17 protein-coding genes are annotated in these 18,515 nt (G+C 65.5%); 2 read left to right on the top strand and 15 right to left on the bottom strand.

The window, feature by feature from the left end; genetic code table 11:
• The first annotated feature begins 3 nt into the window (after positions 1 to 3).
• Positions 4 to 426, top strand: a complete 423-nt coding sequence (locus G9Q80_RS01655; protein ID WP_088716355.1) for a phage tail protein — start codon at positions 4 to 6, stop codon at positions 424 to 426.
• Between the two features lie 7 nt (positions 427 to 433).
• Here the strand turns inward: G9Q80_RS01655 and guaD are convergent, their stop codons facing one another.
• Genes guaD through xdhA form a run of 5 tightly spaced genes read right to left on the bottom strand, consistent with a single transcriptional unit; the run spans position 434 to position 8,135 of the window.
• Complete coding sequence (guaD, locus tag G9Q80_RS01650) at positions 434 to 1,756, bottom strand: guanine deaminase (protein WP_088716354.1); 1,323 nt, start codon at positions 1,754 to 1,756, stop codon at positions 434 to 436.
• Between the two features lie 51 nt (positions 1,757 to 1,807).
• A complete protein-coding gene (locus G9Q80_RS01645; protein ID WP_088716385.1) occupies positions 1,808 to 3,409 on the bottom strand; it encodes a xanthine/uracil/vitamin C permease in 1,602 nt (533 codons plus the stop codon).
• A 44-nt stretch (positions 3,410 to 3,453) separates the two neighbouring features.
• Positions 3,454 to 4,335 (bottom strand): xanthine dehydrogenase accessory protein XdhC, encoded by an 882-nt coding sequence (gene xdhC / locus G9Q80_RS01640; RefSeq protein ID WP_088716353.1) that lies wholly within the window; start codon positions 4,333 to 4,335, stop codon positions 3,454 to 3,456.
• A 4-nt stretch (positions 4,336 to 4,339) separates the two neighbouring features.
• Positions 4,340 to 6,658 carry a xanthine dehydrogenase molybdopterin binding subunit gene (gene xdhB, locus G9Q80_RS01635; protein WP_088716352.1) on the bottom strand — a complete coding sequence of 773 codons (2,319 nt, stop codon included), beginning with the start codon at positions 6,656 to 6,658 and terminating at the stop codon, positions 4,340 to 4,342.
• 13 nt (positions 6,659 to 6,671) lie between these two features.
• Positions 6,672 to 8,135 (bottom strand): xanthine dehydrogenase small subunit, encoded by a 1,464-nt coding sequence (gene xdhA / locus G9Q80_RS01630; RefSeq protein WP_088716351.1) that lies wholly within the window; start codon positions 8,133 to 8,135, stop codon positions 6,672 to 6,674.
• 161 nt (positions 8,136 to 8,296) lie between these two features.
• Between xdhA and G9Q80_RS01625 the strand changes: the two genes are divergently transcribed.
• On the top strand, positions 8,297 to 9,220 hold the full coding sequence (locus G9Q80_RS01625; protein WP_088716350.1) for a LysR family transcriptional regulator: 924 nt from the start codon (positions 8,297 to 8,299) through the stop codon (positions 9,218 to 9,220).
• On the opposite strand, the gene G9Q80_RS01620 is transcribed toward G9Q80_RS01625, so the two are convergent.
• The 10 genes from G9Q80_RS01620 to G9Q80_RS01575 all read right to left on the bottom strand — a co-directional run bounded on the left by G9Q80_RS01620 (position 9,217) and on the right by G9Q80_RS01575 (position 18,440).
• Entirely contained in the window at positions 9,217 to 9,567 is a 351-nt protein-coding gene (locus tag G9Q80_RS01620) for a RidA family protein (RefSeq protein WP_088716349.1), read from the bottom strand. The two genes, G9Q80_RS01625 and G9Q80_RS01620, sit on opposite strands and share 4 nt — an antisense overlap.
• A 16-nt stretch (positions 9,568 to 9,583) precedes the next feature.
• On the bottom strand, positions 9,584 to 10,684 hold the full coding sequence (locus tag G9Q80_RS01615) for an NAD(P)/FAD-dependent oxidoreductase (RefSeq protein WP_088716348.1): 1,101 nt from the start codon (positions 10,682 to 10,684) through the stop codon (positions 9,584 to 9,586).
• Positions 10,681 to 11,706, bottom strand: a complete 1,026-nt coding sequence (locus tag G9Q80_RS01610) for a histone deacetylase family protein (protein ID WP_088716347.1) — start codon at positions 11,704 to 11,706, stop codon at positions 10,681 to 10,683. Before G9Q80_RS01610 ends, G9Q80_RS01615 begins: the two co-directional genes overlap by 4 nt.
• Positions 11,703 to 12,182 (bottom strand): GNAT family N-acetyltransferase, encoded by a 480-nt coding sequence (locus G9Q80_RS01605; RefSeq protein ID WP_088716346.1) that lies wholly within the window; start codon positions 12,180 to 12,182, stop codon positions 11,703 to 11,705. The genes G9Q80_RS01610 and G9Q80_RS01605 overlap by 4 nt, the downstream gene beginning before the upstream one ends.
• Complete coding sequence (gene kce / locus G9Q80_RS01600) at positions 12,182 to 13,108, bottom strand: 3,5-dioxohexanoate:acetyl-CoA acetone transferase (protein ID WP_088716345.1); 927 nt, start codon at positions 13,106 to 13,108, stop codon at positions 12,182 to 12,184. The genes G9Q80_RS01605 and kce overlap by 1 nt, the downstream gene beginning before the upstream one ends.
• Before the next feature lies 1 nt (position 13,109).
• A complete protein-coding gene (locus tag G9Q80_RS01595; protein ID WP_088716344.1) occupies positions 13,110 to 14,447 on the bottom strand; it encodes an aminotransferase family protein in 1,338 nt (445 codons plus the stop codon).
• Between the two features lie 4 nt (positions 14,448 to 14,451).
• Positions 14,452 to 15,525, bottom strand: coding sequence for an ABC transporter ATP-binding protein (locus tag G9Q80_RS01590; protein WP_088716343.1), 1,074 nt, complete (start codon positions 15,523 to 15,525; stop codon positions 14,452 to 14,454).
• 69 nt (positions 15,526 to 15,594) lie between these two features.
• Complete coding sequence (locus G9Q80_RS01585; RefSeq protein WP_198550021.1) at positions 15,595 to 16,743, bottom strand: ABC transporter substrate-binding protein; 1,149 nt, start codon at positions 16,741 to 16,743, stop codon at positions 15,595 to 15,597.
• A 39-nt stretch (positions 16,744 to 16,782) separates the two neighbouring features.
• Positions 16,783 to 17,574 carry an ABC transporter permease gene (locus tag G9Q80_RS01580; protein ID WP_069208101.1) on the bottom strand — a complete coding sequence of 264 codons (792 nt, stop codon included), beginning with the start codon at positions 17,572 to 17,574 and terminating at the stop codon, positions 16,783 to 16,785.
• Complete coding sequence (locus tag G9Q80_RS01575) at positions 17,574 to 18,440, bottom strand: ABC transporter permease (protein ID WP_043144641.1); 867 nt, start codon at positions 18,438 to 18,440, stop codon at positions 17,574 to 17,576. Before G9Q80_RS01575 ends, G9Q80_RS01580 begins: the two co-directional genes overlap by 1 nt.
• Positions 18,441 to 18,515 lie beyond the last annotated feature (75 nt).

Below are 18,515 nucleotides of genomic sequence, written 5' to 3'. Positions count from 1 at the left end.
GCCATGCCTGACAATCCCGGCCTTGGCGCCCTCTTTACCCTGTATCTTGACGGTGAGGCGGTCGCCCGCTTCCAGGACATCGAGGGCATGGGCGCCCGTATCGACGCGATCCCCTATCGCGAGGGCGGCGCCGGATCCGTGCGGCATCTGCCGGGCAAGGCCAAGGTATCGCCCGTAACCCTGCGGCATGGCGTGACCGTGGACAGCCGGCTTTGGGATTGGTGCACCGCGACGGTGACGGGCAACATCTCCCGTCGCACCGTCCTTGTCACGCTTTCCGCCCAGGACGGCGGATCGGAAGCTACCAGGTGGACCTTTTTCGAGGCCTGGCCGTCGAGCTTTCGCGCCGATCCGCTGGACAAGCAAAGGGACGAAATCGCCTTCGACTCCCTGACGCTGGTCTACGACCGCCTGGAACGCGATTGACGCAATGTCAGGCCGCCACGCGGGCGGAATGCGCGCCTTGCGTCTTGCTCGCCTGCCCGGCGACATAGACCTCTTGGACGGCCCGGTCGTCGCCCATGACCTGCAGGATGAACAGTTCTTCGGACAGAGTCTCTGCGCGTTCCATGCGCAGCGCCATCGCCCCGGTCGCGCTGGCGTTCAGCACGACGATGTCCGCCTCGGTGCCTTCCTCCAGCGTTCCGATCCGGTCTGCCATGCCAAGCACTTCGGCGTTGCCGCGCGTGGCCCAGTCGAAGGCTTGCAACGGATGCAGCGCCTGCCCCTGCAGTTGCAACACCTTGTAGCCCTCGTTCAGGGTCTGCAGCATGGAATAGCTGGTGCCCGCCCCCACGTCCGTGGCGATCCCGCTGGTGATCCCGCGCGCCGACAGCCCGCCGTGATCGAACAGGCCAGAGCCAAGGAAAAGGTTGGAAGTCGGACAAAAGACCGGATGCGCGCCACTCTCTGCCAGGGCGTCGATCTCGCGCGCCTCAAGGTGGATGGCATGGCCCAGCAGGCTGTTGCCCCGCAAGAGGCCATAGGTCTGGTAGACGTCCAAGTAGTCGCGCGCCTGCGGGTAGAGGTCCAGCGTATAGGCGATCTCGTCGCGGTTTTCCGACAGGTGGGTCTGGATGTGGCAAGTCGGGTTTTCCAACGCCAAGGCCTGCGCCATCTCCATCTGTTCCGGCGTCGAGGTGATGGCGAAACGTGGCGAGATGACATAGTCGCAACGCCCTGTGCCGTGCCACTTGCCGATCAGCGCGGTGCTGTCGTCATACCCCGATTGCGGCGTGTCGCGCAGCCCGTCCGGCGCATTGCGATCCATCAGCACCTTCCCGCCCAGCATCCGCATGTTCCGGCGCGTGGCCTCGGCGAAATAGGCCTCGACCGAGGTGCCATGCACCGAACAGTAGGCCACGGCGCTGGTCGTCCCATGTGCCACGAGTTGATCCATGAAGGCCGTCGCCATGCGTGCGGCGTGCGCCTCATCGGAAAAACGGGTTTCCTCGGGAAAGGTGTAGCTGTTCAGCCAGTCCAGCAGTTGCGCGCCCCAGGAGGCGATCACCTGCACCTGCGGGAAATGGATATGCGTGTCGATGAACCCGGACATCAGCAGGTGCGGGCGATGATCCGTCACGGGCACGCCGGCGGCCTCCTTGGCCACTTCGTCGAAAACGCCGCGCCGGACGATCATCCCGTCCCGCAGCCACAGGGCGCCGTCCTCGATGTAGGTAAAGGCGTCGGTATCCTCACCATCCGCCGGGGCGCGGTGAAAGCTCAGGATACGGCCGCGCAGGAGTGTCTCTGTCATGGGGTATCTCATCATTTGGCGGGGCTGCCTGTGGGGCCGCCCCCTGGTGTGTCAGGCGCGCTGCGCGGGCGGAATATCGTCCATCATGTCGGGTTCGTCCGGCACGATCACGCGCTCTTCCAGGTCCTCTTTCGGAGCCACGAGCGGGTAGAGGTACAGGAAAGCCCCGATGATGACGTAGCCCACGGTGATCCCGTCGAACTGCGGCATCTGAAGGGTCGGCGCATGGATGATCCCCAGCGAGGACATCGCGGCTGCCGCCAGCGCAAAGGCCCCCGCCATGCGGAACCGCGCGTCGATCACGTCGGCCACGATGGCGCCCCAGATCAGCCCGGTCAGGATCGCCCCCTGGCTGAGCGCAAGATGACCCTCGTAATGCGCGCCTTCCATCAACAGGGCGGCGGTCAGGTTCGCATCCCCCAGGGCGGGCAGCCCTTCGACACCGGATGCGCGCAGCGCGTTCATCAGCGAGCCCCATTTGACCATCAGGAACTCCGAGATATGCGGCAGGATCGCAAAGGACACGGCGGCCATGTGCATCGGCTTGATCGACCAGGCGGTGTTGGTGATCAGGCTGACCGAGACGAAGACCAGCACGGGCGCCGCGGCGGCAATCGGGATCAACCCGGCCAGGAAGGACAGGAAGCCCAGGAAGGCCGCGGCGGCGATCACAAGGGCAACCCCGACGATATAGCCCGCATGCGCATCCAGCCGCTTGTAGGCCGGGTGACCGATGTAGACCGTGGTCGGGAACGGGGAACCGAAGACCGCGCCGATCATCGTGCCCGCGCCGTCCGTCACCTGGCACAGGCCCACGGGATAGCTGTCCCCGGCGGCCTCGGCGCTCTCGACGTTGTTCATCGTCTCGATGAAGTTGTAGATCTGCACCGGGATCAGCACCAGGAACAGCTCGGGGTTGGCGAAGAGGTACTGGATGCCCGCGATCATGTCGCCGATATAAGGCACCGGCGGATAGGCCCCGACGCCGGAGAAATCGAACTTTGCCTCGCCCAGAACGATGGCGATCACCGTGCCGGCGCCGATGGCCACAAGGCCCGCGGGCACGTTGCCCGGCAGGCGAAACCGCCCGATCAGCCCCCAGAGGATGAACAGCAACGAGGTGAAGCCGATGACCGGGTTTTCAAAGATCTCGGCCAGCGGCACCGACCCGATAAAGACCAGAGCGATACCGCAGAGCGTGCCCAGCATCCCCGCGCGCGGCGTGATACGTTTGAGGTAGGGACCGACCACGGCGCCCAGCGCCGCCACGATCCCGCCCATGAACCCCGCGCCGATGCCCACCTGCCAGGCCAGCAGCGGATCCTGCGTCGCCCAGTAGATCGGCCCGATGACGCCAAAGAGATAGACGAACATCACCGGCGTCGAGATGCCGTATGGCAATGCGGTCACGTCCCGGCCCTGCCGCGTCGCCGCCCATTTCGCCATGAGCGTGTAAACCGCAACGCCCGCCAGGATTGCCACCGCAGCGCCCGGCACGATGCGGCCATAGACGATCTCCGGCGGCATCTGGAACACGAACTGGCAGACCCCGGACAGGATCAGCAGATTCACGAGGTTGTCGGTGAACAGCGCCCAGAAGGCGCTGAAATCGCTGCGTGTAAACAGCCTGTAGCTATAGGTTCCCCCGTCCATGACGGCTTCCTCCTCCGATATGACCAGTCCCAGGGCCCGAGGGATCAGGCCCACATTCCTCTCTGGTCGTGGTGATGGCCCGATCGGGGTGTTGGCCCCGTCTCCCTTGGGCCGGCTGCGGCAGGTTCAGAGGTCAATTCAGCCATGACTTCGGCCACGACAAAGGCCGCGATCAGGCTGGGCCGCTTGTCGCGGCTACCGCTTGCCCCGATGGGGCAAATCAGTTTGTCGATGTCGCCGCTCTCGCAGTTCCGGCGCATCCAGTTCTTGAATTTCACCCGCTTGGTGGCAGAGCCGATCATGCCGACATAGGCCGCGTCACCACGTTCCAGAGCGGATGAGGCCAGCAGGAAATCCAGCGCGTGATCATGGGTCAGCACGATAAAGGCGCTGCCCTCCGGGGCGGTCATGATGTCGATCTCGGGGATCGCGCGGACCCGGGTTTCCACATCCGCCGAACACAGGGCGATTTCCTCTGGCCGGGTGTCGATCACGACGCAGTGCACGGGCAGATGCTGCAACAGATCGGCCAGCGCGCGGCCCACGTGTCCGGCACCCAGAACGTAGACATGCGGGCGCGTCTCAGTGGCCTCGCTGTCACGCCGGATCGCCGCGCGCATGTCCGAGCCGCGCATCCGCGTCAGGGTCATCTCGACCCGCCCACCACAGCATTGGCCGATCTCGGGGCCCAGCGGCAGGTCCAGCGACTGGCTCAGATCCCCGTCCCGCAACATCTCGCGGGCGGTTTCGATCGCGCGGTATTCCAGTTGTCCGCCCCCGATGGTGCCCCAGAGGGCCGCGGCGGCGACGAACATCTCTGTCCCCTCCCCGCGCGGGGAAGAGCCGCGCACGCGGCTCAGCTCCACGCGAACAACCGCCTTTTCCGCGCCGAGGAATTCCGCCAATGACCTGACTGCGGATGCCATCGGATCAGCCCTCGGCCTGCAGGCGGGTGACGGCCATCAGCACGCGTTCCGGCGTGGCCGGGGCATCGAGGCGCGGACAGACCCGGTAGTCCGCGACAGAGGCCACCGCCATCGACAGGGCCTCGAACACGGAGATGCCCAGCATGAAGGGCGGCTCACCCACGGCCTTGGACCGCTTGATCGTCAGCTCGCGGTTTTCCGACCAGTCGGCAAGGTTCACGTTGAAGACACGCGGCCGGTCCGAAGCCAGCGGGATCTTGTAGGTCGACGGCGCGTGTGTCCGCAGCCGGCCCGCGTCATCCCACCAGAGTTCCTCGCTGGTCAGCCAACCCATGCCCTGCACAAAGGCGCCTTCGACCTGGCCCTTGTCCAGCACCGGGTTCAGCGAGCGGCCCACGTCATGCAGGATGTCCGTCCGGTCGATCCGGTATTCCCCGGTCAGCGTGTCGATGGTGACCTCGGAACAGGAGGCGCCATAGGCGAAATAGTAGAACGGGCGCCCCTGCCCCTTGTCGCGGTCCCAGTGAATCTTGGGCGTCTTGTAGAACCCCGCCGCCGAGAGTTGCACCCGCGCCATGTAGGCAGCCTTGATGAACTTGTCGAAGGGCAGCACCTCGTCGCCGATATGCACCTGGTTGGCAAGGAACCGGACGGCCTCGGGGGCCACGCCCCATTTCTCGGCGGCGAACTCCACCAGCCGCGCCTTGATCTGCTCGACCGCGTTCAGCGCCGCCATGCCATTCAGGTCGGACCCCGAAGAGGCCGCAGTGGCCGAGGTATTCGGCACTTTCTCCGTCGTGGTCTTGGTGATCTTGATACGCTCGAAATCGACCTGGAAGGCATCCGCCACAACCTGCGCCACCTTGGTGTTCAGGCCCTGCCCCATCTCCGTCCCGCCGTGGTTCAGGTGGATGGAGCCATCGTTGTAGACATGCACCAGTGCCCCGGCCTGATTGTACCAGGTGGCGGTAAAGGAGATGCCGAATTTCACCGGCGTCAGCGCGATGCCCTTTTTCAGCACCGGCGAGGTCCGGTTGTACTCGATGATCTCGGCGCGGCGATGGCGGTACTCGGCGCTCTCCTCCAGTTCCCCCACCAGACGGTCGAGGATGTTGTCCTCGACCTCCTGGTAATAGGGCGTCACGTCACGACCGTTTGACCCGTAGAAGTTCGCCTTGCGCACATCCAGCGGGTCCTGCCCGGTGGCATAGGCGATTTCCTCGATGATGCGCTCGGCGACGATGACACCCTGCGGGCCGCCAAAGCCGCGGAATGCGGTGTTCGACACCGTGTTCGTCTTCATCGGGCGCGAGGTCAGGCGCACGTTGGGATAGAAATAGGCGTTGTCCGCGTGGAACAGCGCCCGGTCCGTGACCGGCCCCGACAGGTCCGAGGAATAGCCGCAGCGCGCGGCAAAGCTGCCCTCGACCGCCTCGATCCTGCCCGCATTGTCAAAACTCACGTCATAGTCGATCACGAAATCATGGCGCTTGCCCGTGGCGGTCATGTCCTGATCGCGGTCGGGGCGGATCTTGACCGCGCGGTTCCATTTCTTCGCGGCCACGGCGGCGACGGCACAGAACAGGTTCATCTGGCTTTCCTTGCCGCCGAACCCGCCGCCCATGCGCCGCACGTTCACCGTGACGGCATTGGACGGCACGCCAAGCACATGGGCCACCATGTGCTGAGCCTCCGACGGATGCTGGGTCGAGCTGTAGACCTGCACATCGTCGTCCTCGCCCGGAATGGCGCAGGCGATATGACCTTCAAGGTACATGTGGTCCTGGCCACCGACCTGCATCCGGCCCTTGATGCGGTTGGGTGCCGCGTCGCGCCCGGTCTCCACGTCGCCGCGTTCCAGTTTCAACGGCGCGGTGACGTGCGGGTATCCCGCGTCGATGGCCGCCTGCGGGTCCAGCGCGTGGGGCAGCACCTCGCAATCCACCTCGGCCAGTGCGGCGGCCCGGCGGGCCGCGTCGCGGGTTTCCGCGATGACCGCAAACAAGGGCTGGCCGTGGAACTCGATCTTTTCCGTGGGAAAGACCGGCTCGTCATGTTGGCCCGTGGGGCTGATGTCGTTGACGCCGGGGATGTCCTCGGCGGTCAGCACGCCGACGACGCCGGGGGCGGACCGGACGGCGGTCAGGTCGAGCCCCTTCAGCCGCGCGTGGGCCACGTCCGAAACGCCCAGGTAGGCGTGCAGCGTGCCTTCGGGCAGGGCAATATCGTCGGTGTAGTCGGCGCGCCCGGTGACATGCTTGGCAGCGCTGTCATGGATGCGGTCCTGGTGAACGGCGCCGGTGATGGTCACGTTGTCTTTCATCTGGATATCCTCCTCAGGCCGTTGCCAGTTGCACGGGCGCACCTGTCGCCGCGTCGTTTTCCAGGAAGAACCGGCGCAGCAGGTTCCCCGCCGACAGGCTCCGGTACTCGGCCGAGGCACGCCAATCACTGAGCGGCGTGAAATCCTGCTCCAGCGCGGCAGCCGCATTGGCAAAGCTGGCCTCCGACCAGGCCTGTCCCAGCAGCGCGCTCTCGGCGTATTCGGCGCGTTTCGGCGTCGCGGCCATGCCGCCAAAGGCGATCCGGCAATCCGTGATCCGGCCCTCCGTGACCGTCACGCGGATGCCCGCCGCAACCGATGAAATATCCTCGTCCCGGCGCTTGGAGATCTTGTAGGCGGCGTGGCGCTCGCCGGGCTGCGGCAGCGGAACGCGGATAACCTCGACGAATTCGCCCGCCTGCCGGTCCTGCTTGCCGTAGTCGATAAAGAACTCCTGCAGCGGCAAAACACGACGGGCGTCGCCCTTGCGCAGGGTGATCTCTGCCCCCAGCGCGATCAGCACCGGAGGCGTGTCCCCGATGGGCGAGCCATTGGCGATATTGCCTCCCACGGTCCCCATGTTGCGCACCTGCCAGCCAGCGATCCGGTCCCAGTAGCCGGCCAGGTGCGGAAAGGCCCCTGTCAGCTTGTCCTGGCACTCGGAATAGCTGGCCCCGGCCCCGATCCAGAGCGCGCCGTCGCGGGTCTCGACCGTCTTCAGACCCTCGAGGTGGCCGGTAAAGATCGCCGGGCCGATGGGCCGCAGGAATTTCGTCACCCAAAGCCCGACGTCCGTGGCCCCGGCGACGATGGTCGCGCCGGGATATTGCAGCAGGCAGGCGGCCAGATCGTCCACGTCGGAAGGCAGGATCGCACGATTGCCCTCGGGGCCGGTCTCGACCCTTTGGCCATCGCGCAGGGCGGTCAGCCGCGCGGTGATCTCTTCACGTTCGCGGGCGATTGGGTCGGCAGCCGGGGAGCCGTAGCGGCTGATCGCGACGGCGGCGCGGATGATCGGTGCGTAGCCCGTGCAGCGGCAGAGATTGCCCTGCAACGCGGTTTCCACCTGGACCTCCGTCGGCTCGGGCACTTCCATCCAGAGCGCGTAGAGCGACATGACGAAGCCCGGCGTGCAAAACCCGCACTGGCTGCCGTGATGGTCGACCATCGCCTGTTGCACAGGGTGCAATCCGCCGTCCGCGCCGCGTAGGTGTTCGACGGTCACGACGTGGCACCCATCCAGCGAGACAAGGAAGCGAATGCAGGCATTGACCGGGTCATAGCGCAACCCGTCCGCGGTCAGACGCCCCACCAGCACCGTGCAGGCGCCGCAATCGCCTTCGGCGCAGCCTTCCTTGGTGCCGGTCAGACGGCGATCCAGCCGCAGGTAGTCCAGCAGCGTGCGGTCGGCGCCCACGTCGCTGACAGAGACATCGCGGCCGTTCAGAATGAAACGGATCTCGGATCGGTGCGGCATGACTTCCTCCCTGAAGACTCGCTGGATTGCGGGGTTGCCGGGAGGTTACAGGCGGGATTAGGGTCAAAAAACACCTGCCAGCGGCAAATACTTTCAACACTGCGTTGATAATCGGCGACAACCCTGCAAGGCTGTCAAGGGTCTTACCCGGGGGTAACACCATGTCCTACATCGAAAGCCTGCAAGTCTTTGTCCGCGTCACGGAACTGGGCAGCATCACCTCTGGCGGGCGTGACCTGCGCCTGACGCCGGCTGTGGCCAGCAAGCGGATCAAGGAGTTGGAGCGCCGGCTGGGCGTGCGGCTGTTCAACCGCACGACCCGTTCGATCACGCCGACAGAGGTGGGCCGCGTCTTTTACGAGGAGGCGCGCAGGGTGTTGCAGGCGCTGGAAAGCGCCGAGGCGCGGGTGGCCAGTTTCTCGGACACTCCGCGCGGAGCGCTGCGGGTAACGGCCCCCCTGGGCGTCGGCCGGCGGATCGTGGCGCCGCTGGTGCCCGAGTTCACCGACACCTACCCGGAGACAGAGGTGCGAATGCGCCTCTCGGACCGGCGGGTCGACATCCTGGCGGACGGGCAGGACGTGGCATTCTTTATCGGCGCGCCACAGGACAGCAACATGAAGCTGCGCAAGATCGCCGATTGCGCCCGGGTCCTCTGTGCCTCGCCGGACTACCTGCGCGCGGCAGGCACGCCCATGCAGCCCGAGGACCTGTTGAACCAGAACCACAACTGCCTGTTGCTGCGCTATCCGCGTTCGCCCGAGTATTTCTGGACCCTGAACACCGCCGGCGGCCCCCTGAAACTGGAGGTGCGCGGCCAGTTCGATGCCGACGATGGCGATGTTCTGACCGATTGGGCACTGGCCGGACGCGGGATCGTCAACAAGCCCCGTTTTGACGTCGCCCATCACCTGGCAGAGGGGCGGCTGATCGAGATCCTGCCCGACACGCCGCCCCTGCCGATGATCTTTGGTTGTCTCTACCCGCACAAGAAACTGCAGGACCCGAAGGTCCGGCTGTTCGTCGAACATGTCGTCACCCGCAGCAAGGCCTTGCTGTCGGGGGCAGAGACGGTGCCGGCCTAGGCCTTCGCCGCGATGACGATGAATTCGACCTTGTAGTCCGGCGTCGCCAGCTTGGCCTCGCCGCAGGCGCGGGCGGGGGCGTGGCCCTCGGGCACCCAGGCGTCCCAGACGGCGTTCATCTCGGCGAAATCGCCCATGTCCGCCAGCCAGATCACGCATTGCAGGATGCGGGTCTTGTCCGACCCTGCCTCCGCCAGCAGCGCGTCGATCTTTTCCAGGCAGTCCAGGGTCTGCTGCGTGACGCTGGCGCCCGCGGTGCCGACCTGGCCCGCCAGGTAGATCGTTTCGCCATGCGTCACGATCTGGCTCATGCGCTGGCCGGTATGGCTTCGGGTGATATCTGTCATGTCTTGCCTCTTGGGGTCAGGATTGGAACCGCGCCGGGGACAACGCCCCGATCACGGTTTCGGAAACGGGTGGGGCCATGTCGGTCACAAGCCGGGCGGTGACGCGGGACAGCACGGGCGCCGTCTGCACGCCATACCCCCCCTGCCCCGCCAGCCAGAAGAACCCCGGCTGATCCGGGTCGCGCCCGACAACCGGCGTGCGGTCCGGCGTGAAACTGCGCAGACCTGCCCAGGTATGTTCCACGCGTGTGACGGGCATCGTGACCGCCTGTTCAAAGCGGTGCAGCCCCTCGGCCAGCACCATGTCGTCGGCCCAGGCATCATGCGGTTCCACCGGGTCCTCGTCGGCGGGGCTAACCATCAGCTTGCCCGCCTCGGGCTTGGCGTACCAATGCTCCGAGGCCGAGACGAACAGCGGCCAGCGGGTAACGTCGTGTTCCTCCGGCGCGGGCAGGATCGCCGCCGAACGCCGCAAGGGATGCATCGGGATGGGCCGGACGCCAGCAAGCGTCGCCACCTGCGCCGCCCAGGCCCCGGCGGCATTGACGATCAGCGGCGCGCGGTATTCCTGCGTGCCGGCGGTGACGGCCCATTGGCCGCCGTCGCGCCGGATCTCCGTCACCTGCGCGCCTGTCTCGATCCGGCCACCGCGACGGCGCAGCAACCGTGCATAGCCGTTCAGCATCCGGTCGACGTCGATGTCCTGTGCGTCCCATTCGATCACCGCCGCGGCGATCAGCTCGGGCCGCAGGATCGGCACCAGTTCCGCGGCCTGCGCGGCGCTCAACCGTTCCAGCCCCTGCGCCTCGGCACAATACTCCTCCAGCGTGGCCAGTTCTTCCTCGGTGGCCAGCATCATCTCGCCGCGTGGCGACAGCAGGCTGTTGTCCGAGACACCCTCGGGCCGTTCCATCAACCCGGCGGACACCGCGTTCAGCGCGCGCAGGGTCGCGTTGCCGTAGTTTCGGATAAAGATCGCGGCGGACCGGCCCGTGGAGTGATAGCCGATCTGGCGCTCCCCTTCGAGAACGGTCACCGACATCTCGGCGGCCAGTTCCGCGCCCGCGCTGACACCGGCGATACCGCCGCCGATCACGATGACGTCCGAGGGTGTCACGCGCCCTCCTGATACCCGGTCAGGGTTTTGGTCAGGTTCGCACCCAGCGTGTCCGAGAGGTATCCGCCCTCCTGCACGAAAAGAACCGGCAGGCCAATGGCGGCGATGGCCGCACCGATGCGGGCAAAGCCATCCTGCGTGACGGCCAGCCCCTGGAAGGGATCGTCGATCGAGGCATCGAGACCAAGTGCAATCACCAGCGCATCGGTGCCAAAGCTGCGTACGCGCTGCAATGCCGTGTCCAGCGTCTTGAGGAAATCCGCATCCCCCGTGCCCCGCGCCAGTGGCAGGTTCAGGTTGCAGCCCATCCCCCGGCCCGCACCGCGTTCCTGCGCATGCCCCCAGAAGAACGGGTAGAACCGCGCCGGGTCAGCGTGGATCGAGACGGTCAATACGTCGTCACGGTCATAGAACATGCCCTGCGTGCCGTTGCCGTGGTGCACGTCCACGTCGAGGATCGCGGGACGAAACCCCTTGGCCCGCAGGCGTTCGGCGGCAATGCCAGAGTTGTTGAGGAAACAGAATCCCCCGGCCAGATCGGCAAAGGCATGGTGCCCCGGCGGACGCGACAAGGCATAGACAGCGCGTTCGTCACCGGCGATCAGGTCGGCCCCGGTGATCGCGCTTTGCGCGGACCAATAGGCCGCCTCCCATGTGCCTTCTGCGATGGGACAGGCGGTGTCGGCCTGGTGATAGCCGGCCTGCCCCACGGCGGATTTCGGATAACCGTCGCTGCGGCTGGCGGGGTGGATGTTGGGAATCACCTCTTCGCCCGCGCCCTCGATCCGGCGCCAGCGGGTATAGATGTTTTCCAGGAAAGTCAGGTATTCGGGCGTATGCACCGCCGCGATGGGGCCAAGGCCCGCGTCCTGCGGCGGTTGAAACGCACAGCCGGCCTCTTCGGCGGCGGCCTTCAGCACCTCGATCCGGCGCGGTTGCTCGGGGTTGGGCATGATCGCCCCGTTGGCCATGAAATGCTTCGGATCATGGCGCCATTGGCGGTCGTCAAAGACGGCTTTCATCGCTCTCCTTCCAGGGCCGCGCATCCGGCCTCATCCAAGAACAGATCGGTGTGACCCTTGGCCGGGACAAAACCCAGCCGGTCATAGAAACGGCGTGCCGCAGGAGCCCGGTCATAGACCTGCAGACGCAGGAAGCAAGCCCCCCAAGCCCGCGCCGCATCGGCAAAGGCGGCCCCCAGCAGGCGCCGCCCCAGCCCGCCGGAACGCTGCGTGGGCGACACCCAGAGGTCCGAGACATAAAGCCCCGCACCGCCGCGCACCGTCGACAGGCCCGGCGAATACAGCGCCAGCCCGGCCAGCATCCCGCCCTCCTCGGCCATCTGGGCGCGAAAGGCGGGAATGTCTCCCCAACCCGCGCGCTCCAGCGCCTCGGGAGAGGCGTTGTAGGTGTCGCCCAGGTCCCGCGCCAGGGCGGCAAGTGCGCTGTCGAGCCGCCGCGCGTCGGAGCGCCCCGCCAACCTGATCGTCACCGCCATCAGATCGCCGTCCTGTCCGCGCCCTTCAGGCCCAGCATCCGGCGGGCATCCTCTGGCGTGGCGACTTCGCGGCCTATGTCCTCGACGATGCGCCGGATCTTGACCACCTGTTCGGCATTGGTCCGTGCCAGTTGCCCGCGCGCGATCATCAGGCTGTCTTCCAGCCCGACGCGCACATGCCCGCCCATCGCGGCGGCCATGCTGGTCAGCGGGATCTGGTGCCGTCCGGCGGCCAGAACCGAGAACATGTAGTCCTTGCCGAACAGCTTGTCGGCGATGGTCTTCATGTGGGTCAGGTTCTCCGGATCCGGCCCCATGCCCCCCAGCACGCCAAAGACGAACTGGATGAAGAACGGCGGTTCGACCATGCCCCGGTCCACGAAATGACGCAGCATGTAGAGGTGGCTCAGGTCGTAACACTCGAACTCGAACCGCGCGCCGCGCTCCTTGCCCATCGTCTGAAGGATGCCCGCGATGTCGCGCGGCGTGTTCTTGAACACCAGGTCGTCGGAGTTTTCCAGGAACGGCTGTTCCCAGTCGTGTTTCCAATTGTCGATGCGCGCCGCAGCAGGATAAAGCGCAAAGTTCATCGACCCCATGTTGAGGCTGCACATCTCCGGTTCGGCCAGCTTGGGTGCGGCCAGCCGCTGGTCCAGCGTCATCACCGCACTGCCGCCGGTGGAAATGTTCAGGACAGCGCCCGTCGCCTGCTTGATCCGCGGCAGGAAACCCATGAAATGCGCCGGGTCGGCAGAAGGCTGCCCGGTCTCGGGGTCGCGGGCGTGCAGGTGCAGGATCGAGGCCCCGGCCTCTGCCGCGCCAACCGCGTGTTCCGTGATCTGATCCGCCGTCACCGGCAGGTGCGGCGACATCGACGGCGTGTGGATCGAGCCGGTCACGGCGCAGGTGATGAGGATCTTGCTCATGTCATCCGGCCTGCATCACGGGCGCGATTTCCTGCGCGAACTGGACAAGGGACTCGTCCAGCCCCTCGATGATCTCGTCGATATGCCCCTCGTTCAGGATCAATGGCGGGCAGACAAGGATATGGTCCCCCTCCACCCCGTCACGGGTGCGGCGCGAATAGACGATCAGCCCACGCTCATAGGCGATGTCCACGAACCGCTGATGCGCGTTTAGCTGTTTCGGCAGGGGCGCCTTTGTGCTCCGGTCCGACATGAACTCGAAGGCGGTCAACAGGCCCTTGCCGCGCACGTCCCCGATGATCTCGTGCCGCTGCATCAGGCCGTTCAGCCGCGCCAGCAGCTTTTCCCCCATCGCGGCGGCATTGGTGCAGAGGTCTTGCCGGTCGATCTCTTCCAGCACGGCAAGGCCCGCCGCGCAGGCCAGCGGGTTGCCCGCGTAGGTGAACCCATGCGCAAAGCCGCCCGCGTCCAGCACGGGGTCCACCAGCCGCCTGTCGGCCACCATCGCACCCAGCGGCGCATAGCCGGAGCCGATGCCCTTGGACATGACCACGATGTCGGGCCGCACGCCCCAATGGTCGACGCCCAGGAAGGTGCCGGTGCGCCCCGCCCCGGTCATGACCTCGTCGAGGATCAGCAGGATTCCGTACTGGTCGCAGATCTCGCGCACCCTTTCGAGATAGCCGGCGGGAGAGACCAGCGCCCCGGTCGAGGCGCCGCCGATCGGCTCGACGATAAAGGCAAGCACGTTCTCCGGGCCTTCCTCCTCGATCCGCCGGGCCAGCATGTCGGCATAGTGCCGCCCTGTCACCGCATCGTCAGGGTCCAGCCCGTCGAGATAGGCGCGCGGCGCGGGCACCTTGGGCATGACCCGCATCATGGGTTCAAACGGCGCGGTCAGCGTCGTGTAGCCGGTGGTCGCCAGCGCCCCCAAAGTGCAACCGTGATAAGAGGGCGTGCGTGAAATGATCTTCCATCGCTCCCCCTGCCCCACGGCCAGCGCGTATTGCCGCGCCAGTTTCATGGCGCTTTCCACCGCCTCGGACCCGCCGGAGACAAAGAACACGCGGTCCAGCCCCTCGGGCATTTTCTCGGCCAGTTTCTCGGCCATGTTCTCCGAGGCCTCGGTTTCGAAATGCAGACGATAGCCGAAGGTCGATTTCTCCATCTGGCGCTGCATCGCGGCCAAGACATGCTCGTTGGAATGACCGATGTTGCAAACCATCGCGCCGGACGATCCATCAAGATAGCGGCGCCCGTTCTTGTCCCACATGTAGACGCCGCGTGCCTGGTCCAGCACCGGCTTGCGTCCGCGGCCCTGGTAGAAAAGCTTGCTCATCCCGTCACCCCGGCAATGCGGCGCAATCCACGGGACGGAACCCCGCCGTCACCGTGGTGCCCTCGGCAAAGGGGTGGCCGTCGATCATGTTGATCGCCTGGAACTGGCGGTCACCGGCGCGGATAAAATAGCGCACGGTCTGGCCCTGGTAGTCGACGGTTTCCACAACCGCCTCGGAGGTGACCATGCCGGTTGTGTCGGCCCCTTGCGGCATCAATTGCAGTTTCTCGGCCCGCAGCACCAGCTTGGCGGCGCCTTCGCTGACCTTCGGTGCCTTGTCGGCGGGTACAGGCACCTTGCCAAAGACGGGCACGTCCAGCGCCACCGTCTCGGCATCCTTGCCGCTGCACGTTCCCTCGATGATGTTGGAGGCGCCCAGGAAATTGGCGACGAACTCGCTGGCCGGGCGGTTATAGACCTCTTCCGGGGTGCCGACCTGTTCGACGCGGCCCGCGCTCATGACGACGATTTGGTCGGACATGGCCAGCGCCTCGGACTGGTCGTGGGTGACAAAGACGGTGGTGACGCCGATCTGGTCCTGGATGCGCTTCAACTCGACCCGCATGTCCTCGCGCAGGTTGGCATCCAGCGCCGAGAGCGGTTCGTCCAGCAGCAGCACGTCCGGTTCGATCACGATGGCGCGGGCCAGCGCGATGCGCTGTTGCTGCCCGCCGGACAGTGCCTTGGGATAGCGGTCGCCCACGTCGGGCAATTGCACCAGGTCCAGCGCCTGTTGCACGCGGCCCGGAATCTCAGAACTGGGCACGTTGCGGTATTTCAGGCCAAAGGCCACGTTGTCGGCGACGCTCTTGTGCGGAAACAGCGCGTAGTTCTGGAACACGATGCCCAGGTTGCGCTTGTGGATCGGCACGTTGTTCACGCTCTTGCCGCCGATGCGGATCTCGCCCTCGGTCGGGTCCAGCAGCCCGGCGATCATCCGCAGGTTGGTCGTCTTGCCACAACCGGACGGGCCGAGCAGCGTCAGGAAGGTGCCCTCGGGGATTTCCAGGTTGGTCGGATGCACGGCGGTGAACGTGCCGAACCGCTTGACGATATTGTCCAGGGTGACGGTACTCATGGGCAAGGTCCTGCGAGAGAGGGGCGCCCGCCCCGGCACGACGACCGGGACAGGCAGGGTGGATTGGGGTCAGTAGCCCTTCTGGACGCGACCGAAGGTTTTCGACCAGGCGGCCTCGTGACCGTTCCAGTAATCCGGGTCGGCGAAGGTCAGGCCCGACAGCGTGCCCGTGGGATCGAAGGCCGGCAAAGTCGGGATCTTCTCGCCCAGGTCGACCTTCTGTGGGTCCAGCGCGGGCGGATAGCTCTGCCCCTCGGCCACGGCGATCGAGGTCGCCGGGTCCAGCATGAAGTTCAGCAGCTCCTCGCAGGCCTCCAGCGGCGACCCCTTGATGACGAACATGCATTCCTGCCAGCCAAAACCGTTGGGCGGGTCCATGTAGCCGATGTCATGGCCCTGTTCCTGCAGCGCGTAGATGCGCCCGGACCAGCCCTCGGTGACGTGGATTTCCTCCTCGGCCAGAAGGCTCATCAGCTCGGCGCCCGAGCCCCAGTATTTCAGCGCCAGGTCGCGGTGGGCGCGCACGGCATCCCAGCAGGCCTCTTCGTCGGTGACACCGTTCGGATCCTGCCCGGTCTGCAGCGAGGCATACCACATCCGCGTGCGCCAGTCGGACCAGCCGCCGATCTTGCCCTTGTGGGCCTCGTCGATCAGGATCTTGGCGCCCTTTTCCTGCATCTCCTCGTCCGAGATGTACTTGCGGTTATAGGCCAACCCGGTGGTGCCGTAGTCATAGGGCACGCAACTGAGCGAGCCGTCGGTGATGTTGCGGAACACGTCCACCAGCTTGGGGATGACGTATTGCAGGTTGGGGATGCGCTCTTCGTTCAGCTTAGTGGTCAGGCCCAGCCCGTGATAGCGCGCGTAGTCGAAAACACCGGACAGGTGGGCGATGTTGTATTCGCCCGGCTGGCTGGCCTTGACCCGGCTGATGTATTCGTCGCCGCCGCCGAAGGTCCCATCGACAACCTCGATGCCGGTCTTGGCGGTGAAGGGATCGAAGGCATTGGCGCGCAGCGCCTCGGAGACCACGCCACCCCAGCCATCGAACCGGACCTGACTGACGCTTTGCGCAAATGCGCGATAGGGGGTCACCAGGCCATAGGCCGCGCCCGCCGCGCCGAGCAGGCCCAGAAAGCTGCGGCGATCCAAGTCGCCGTTCATGTAACGCTCGCGCAGGCGCTCGTAGCGTGTGGTGTCGTCGATCTTGCGTGTCATCTTCATCTCCTTGTCGGGTATGGGAATATGCAGGCGGTTCTAGGTGCCGCTCTTGCGGGCGAGTTGCCGTGCGATCGCCGCCCCGATCAGGGGCAGGCCGACCGTCATGACAATCATGACTGTGCCAAGGGCATTGATTTCCGGGCTGATGGAATTGCGCAGCATGGCAAAGATCTGGGTCGGCACGGTTTCCACCCCGCCGGGTTTCCAGAACAGCGTGCCGGTGATGTCGTCAAAGCTGATCGTGAAGGCAAAGAGCGCCCCGGCAAGCACCGCCGGCAGCATCAGCGGCAGGGTGATCTGGAAAAAGGTCTGGACCGGGCTGGCGCCAAGGCTCATCGCCGCCTCTTCGACGTCGCGCCGGATCGAGACCAGCCGGGCCTGCACCACAAGAATCACGAAGGGCAGCGTAAAGATCACATGGCCGAAGAGCAGCAGCGTGAAACTCTTGTGCAAACCGAGGAAGTTAAGGAACAGCAGCAACGCCACCGCCAGCACCACCTCGGGCACGAGGATCGGCGCGATCAACAGGGTCGAGATCGCGTTGGCGCCCGGCACCTTGTAGCGCACCAGCGCGAGACTGGCCAAAACGCCCAGCGTCGTCGAGATCACCGCCGTCAGCAGGCCCAGCACGATCGAGGTGCGAAAGGCGCGCATGATGGCGTCGTTGTTCCACAGTTCCACGAACCAGCGAAAGGAAAAGCCGGTCATCGGGAAGCTGCCGAACTGGCTGGCGTTGAAGCTCAGCAGCACGACCACGGCCACCGGCAGGAACATGAAGCCGTAGACAAGCAGGCTCCACAGGCGGATCAATTGCCATCCCCAGCGCATCAGCCCAGCCCCTTCATCAGTTGTGCCATGCCCAGATAGCGGTTGTAGATCATGACCAGCGCGCCCAGCACGACCAGCAGCATCAGGCTGAGCGCCGAGCCCAGCGGCCAGTTGAGTTGCGTGATGATCGCCTCAAAGACGAGGTTGGCGAACATGGCGTCACGCGGCCCGCCCAGCACCAGCGGCGTGATGTAGGTGCCCGCCCCCAGCACGAAGCACAGCAACCCGCCCGCCGCGAGACCGGGCAGCGACAGCGGCAGCGTGACCTGGATGAAGGACTGCCACTTGGTCGCGCCAAGCGAATTGGCGGCATCCTCAAGGTTGGTGTCGATGCCGTCGAGGCTGACAAAGACGTTCAGCACCATGAAAGGCAGCAAGAAATGCACCAGCCCGAGGATCACGGTTGTCTCGTTGTAGAGCATGTTCAGCGGCTCGCCGATGATGCCGACGCTCATCAGCAGTGTGTTCAGCGCGCCCGAGACGCCCAGGATATTGATCCAGCTCATCGTGCGGATAATGTAGCTGATCCAGAAGGGCAGCATCAGCAGCAGCAACAGGATGACCTTGTTGCCGCGTGAGCGGGCGATGAAATAGGCCGCCGGATAGCCCATCAGCGCACAGACGATGGTGGTGATGGCGGCGATGCGCAGGGTACTGAACAGGATGTCGCGGTAGAACCTGTCGGTCAGCGCCTCCTGCCAGTTGTCGAGGTAGAAGCCGACCTGGTCGGCGCCGGTGGCCGTGCGCAGCCAGAAGCTGTAGACCACGATGAAGATCAGCGGCACCAGCAGCAGCAGCGTGACCGCGCTGATGGCCGGGGCCAGCAGGATCCAGGGTTGGCGCGCCTCACGGGCTTCGACGGACATGCGTTTCCTCGTGTCTGGAGACTTGCGGAAACCATGCGAAGCGGACAATCATAGATCAAATAGATAAGCGGAATG

Origin of the sequence: Mameliella sp. LZ-28, from assembly GCF_012274245.1 — a bacterium.
Lineage (GTDB): Bacteria > Pseudomonadota > Alphaproteobacteria > Rhodobacterales > Rhodobacteraceae > Antarctobacter > Antarctobacter albus.
Note: the sequence above shows the minus strand (reverse complement) of the source record. Positions and strands in the feature narration are given on the sequence as shown.

Excerpts from the sequence above, each read along its gene's own strand:
- G9Q80_RS01655 (WP_088716355.1), top strand. The coding sequence starts at position 4 with ATGCCTGACAATCCCGGCCTTGGCGCCCTCTTTACCCTGTATCTTGAC.
- guaD (WP_088716354.1), bottom strand. The coding sequence starts at position 1,756 with ATGACAGAGACACTCCTGCGCGGCCGTATCCTGAGCTTTCACCGCGCC.
- G9Q80_RS01645 (WP_088716385.1), bottom strand. The coding sequence starts at position 3,409 with ATGGACGGGGGAACCTATAGCTACAGGCTGTTTACACGCAGCGATTTC.
- xdhC (WP_088716353.1), bottom strand. The coding sequence starts at position 4,335 with ATGGCATCCGCAGTCAGGTCATTGGCGGAATTCCTCGGCGCGGAAAAG.
- xdhB (WP_088716352.1), bottom strand. The coding sequence starts at position 6,658 with ATGAAAGACAACGTGACCATCACCGGCGCCGTTCACCAGGACCGCATC.
- xdhA (WP_088716351.1), bottom strand. The coding sequence starts at position 8,135 with ATGCCGCACCGATCCGAGATCCGTTTCATTCTGAACGGCCGCGATGTC.
- G9Q80_RS01625 (WP_088716350.1), top strand. The coding sequence starts at position 8,297 with ATGTCCTACATCGAAAGCCTGCAAGTCTTTGTCCGCGTCACGGAACTG.
- G9Q80_RS01620 (WP_088716349.1), bottom strand. The coding sequence starts at position 9,567 with ATGACAGATATCACCCGAAGCCATACCGGCCAGCGCATGAGCCAGATC.
- G9Q80_RS01610 (WP_088716347.1), bottom strand. The coding sequence starts at position 11,706 with ATGAAAGCCGTCTTTGACGACCGCCAATGGCGCCATGATCCGAAGCAT.
- G9Q80_RS01605 (WP_088716346.1), bottom strand. The coding sequence starts at position 12,182 with ATGGCGGTGACGATCAGGTTGGCGGGGCGCTCCGACGCGCGGCGGCTC.
- kce (WP_088716345.1), bottom strand. The coding sequence starts at position 13,108 with ATGAGCAAGATCCTCATCACCTGCGCCGTGACCGGCTCGATCCACACG.
- G9Q80_RS01595 (WP_088716344.1), bottom strand. The coding sequence starts at position 14,447 with ATGAGCAAGCTTTTCTACCAGGGCCGCGGACGCAAGCCGGTGCTGGAC.
- G9Q80_RS01590 (WP_088716343.1), bottom strand. The coding sequence starts at position 15,525 with ATGAGTACCGTCACCCTGGACAATATCGTCAAGCGGTTCGGCACGTTC.
- G9Q80_RS01585 (WP_198550021.1), bottom strand. The coding sequence starts at position 16,743 with ATGACACGCAAGATCGACGACACCACACGCTACGAGCGCCTGCGCGAG.
- G9Q80_RS01580 (WP_069208101.1), bottom strand. The coding sequence starts at position 17,574 with ATGCGCTGGGGATGGCAATTGATCCGCCTGTGGAGCCTGCTTGTCTAC.
- G9Q80_RS01575 (WP_043144641.1), bottom strand. The coding sequence starts at position 18,440 with ATGTCCGTCGAAGCCCGTGAGGCGCGCCAACCCTGGATCCTGCTGGCC.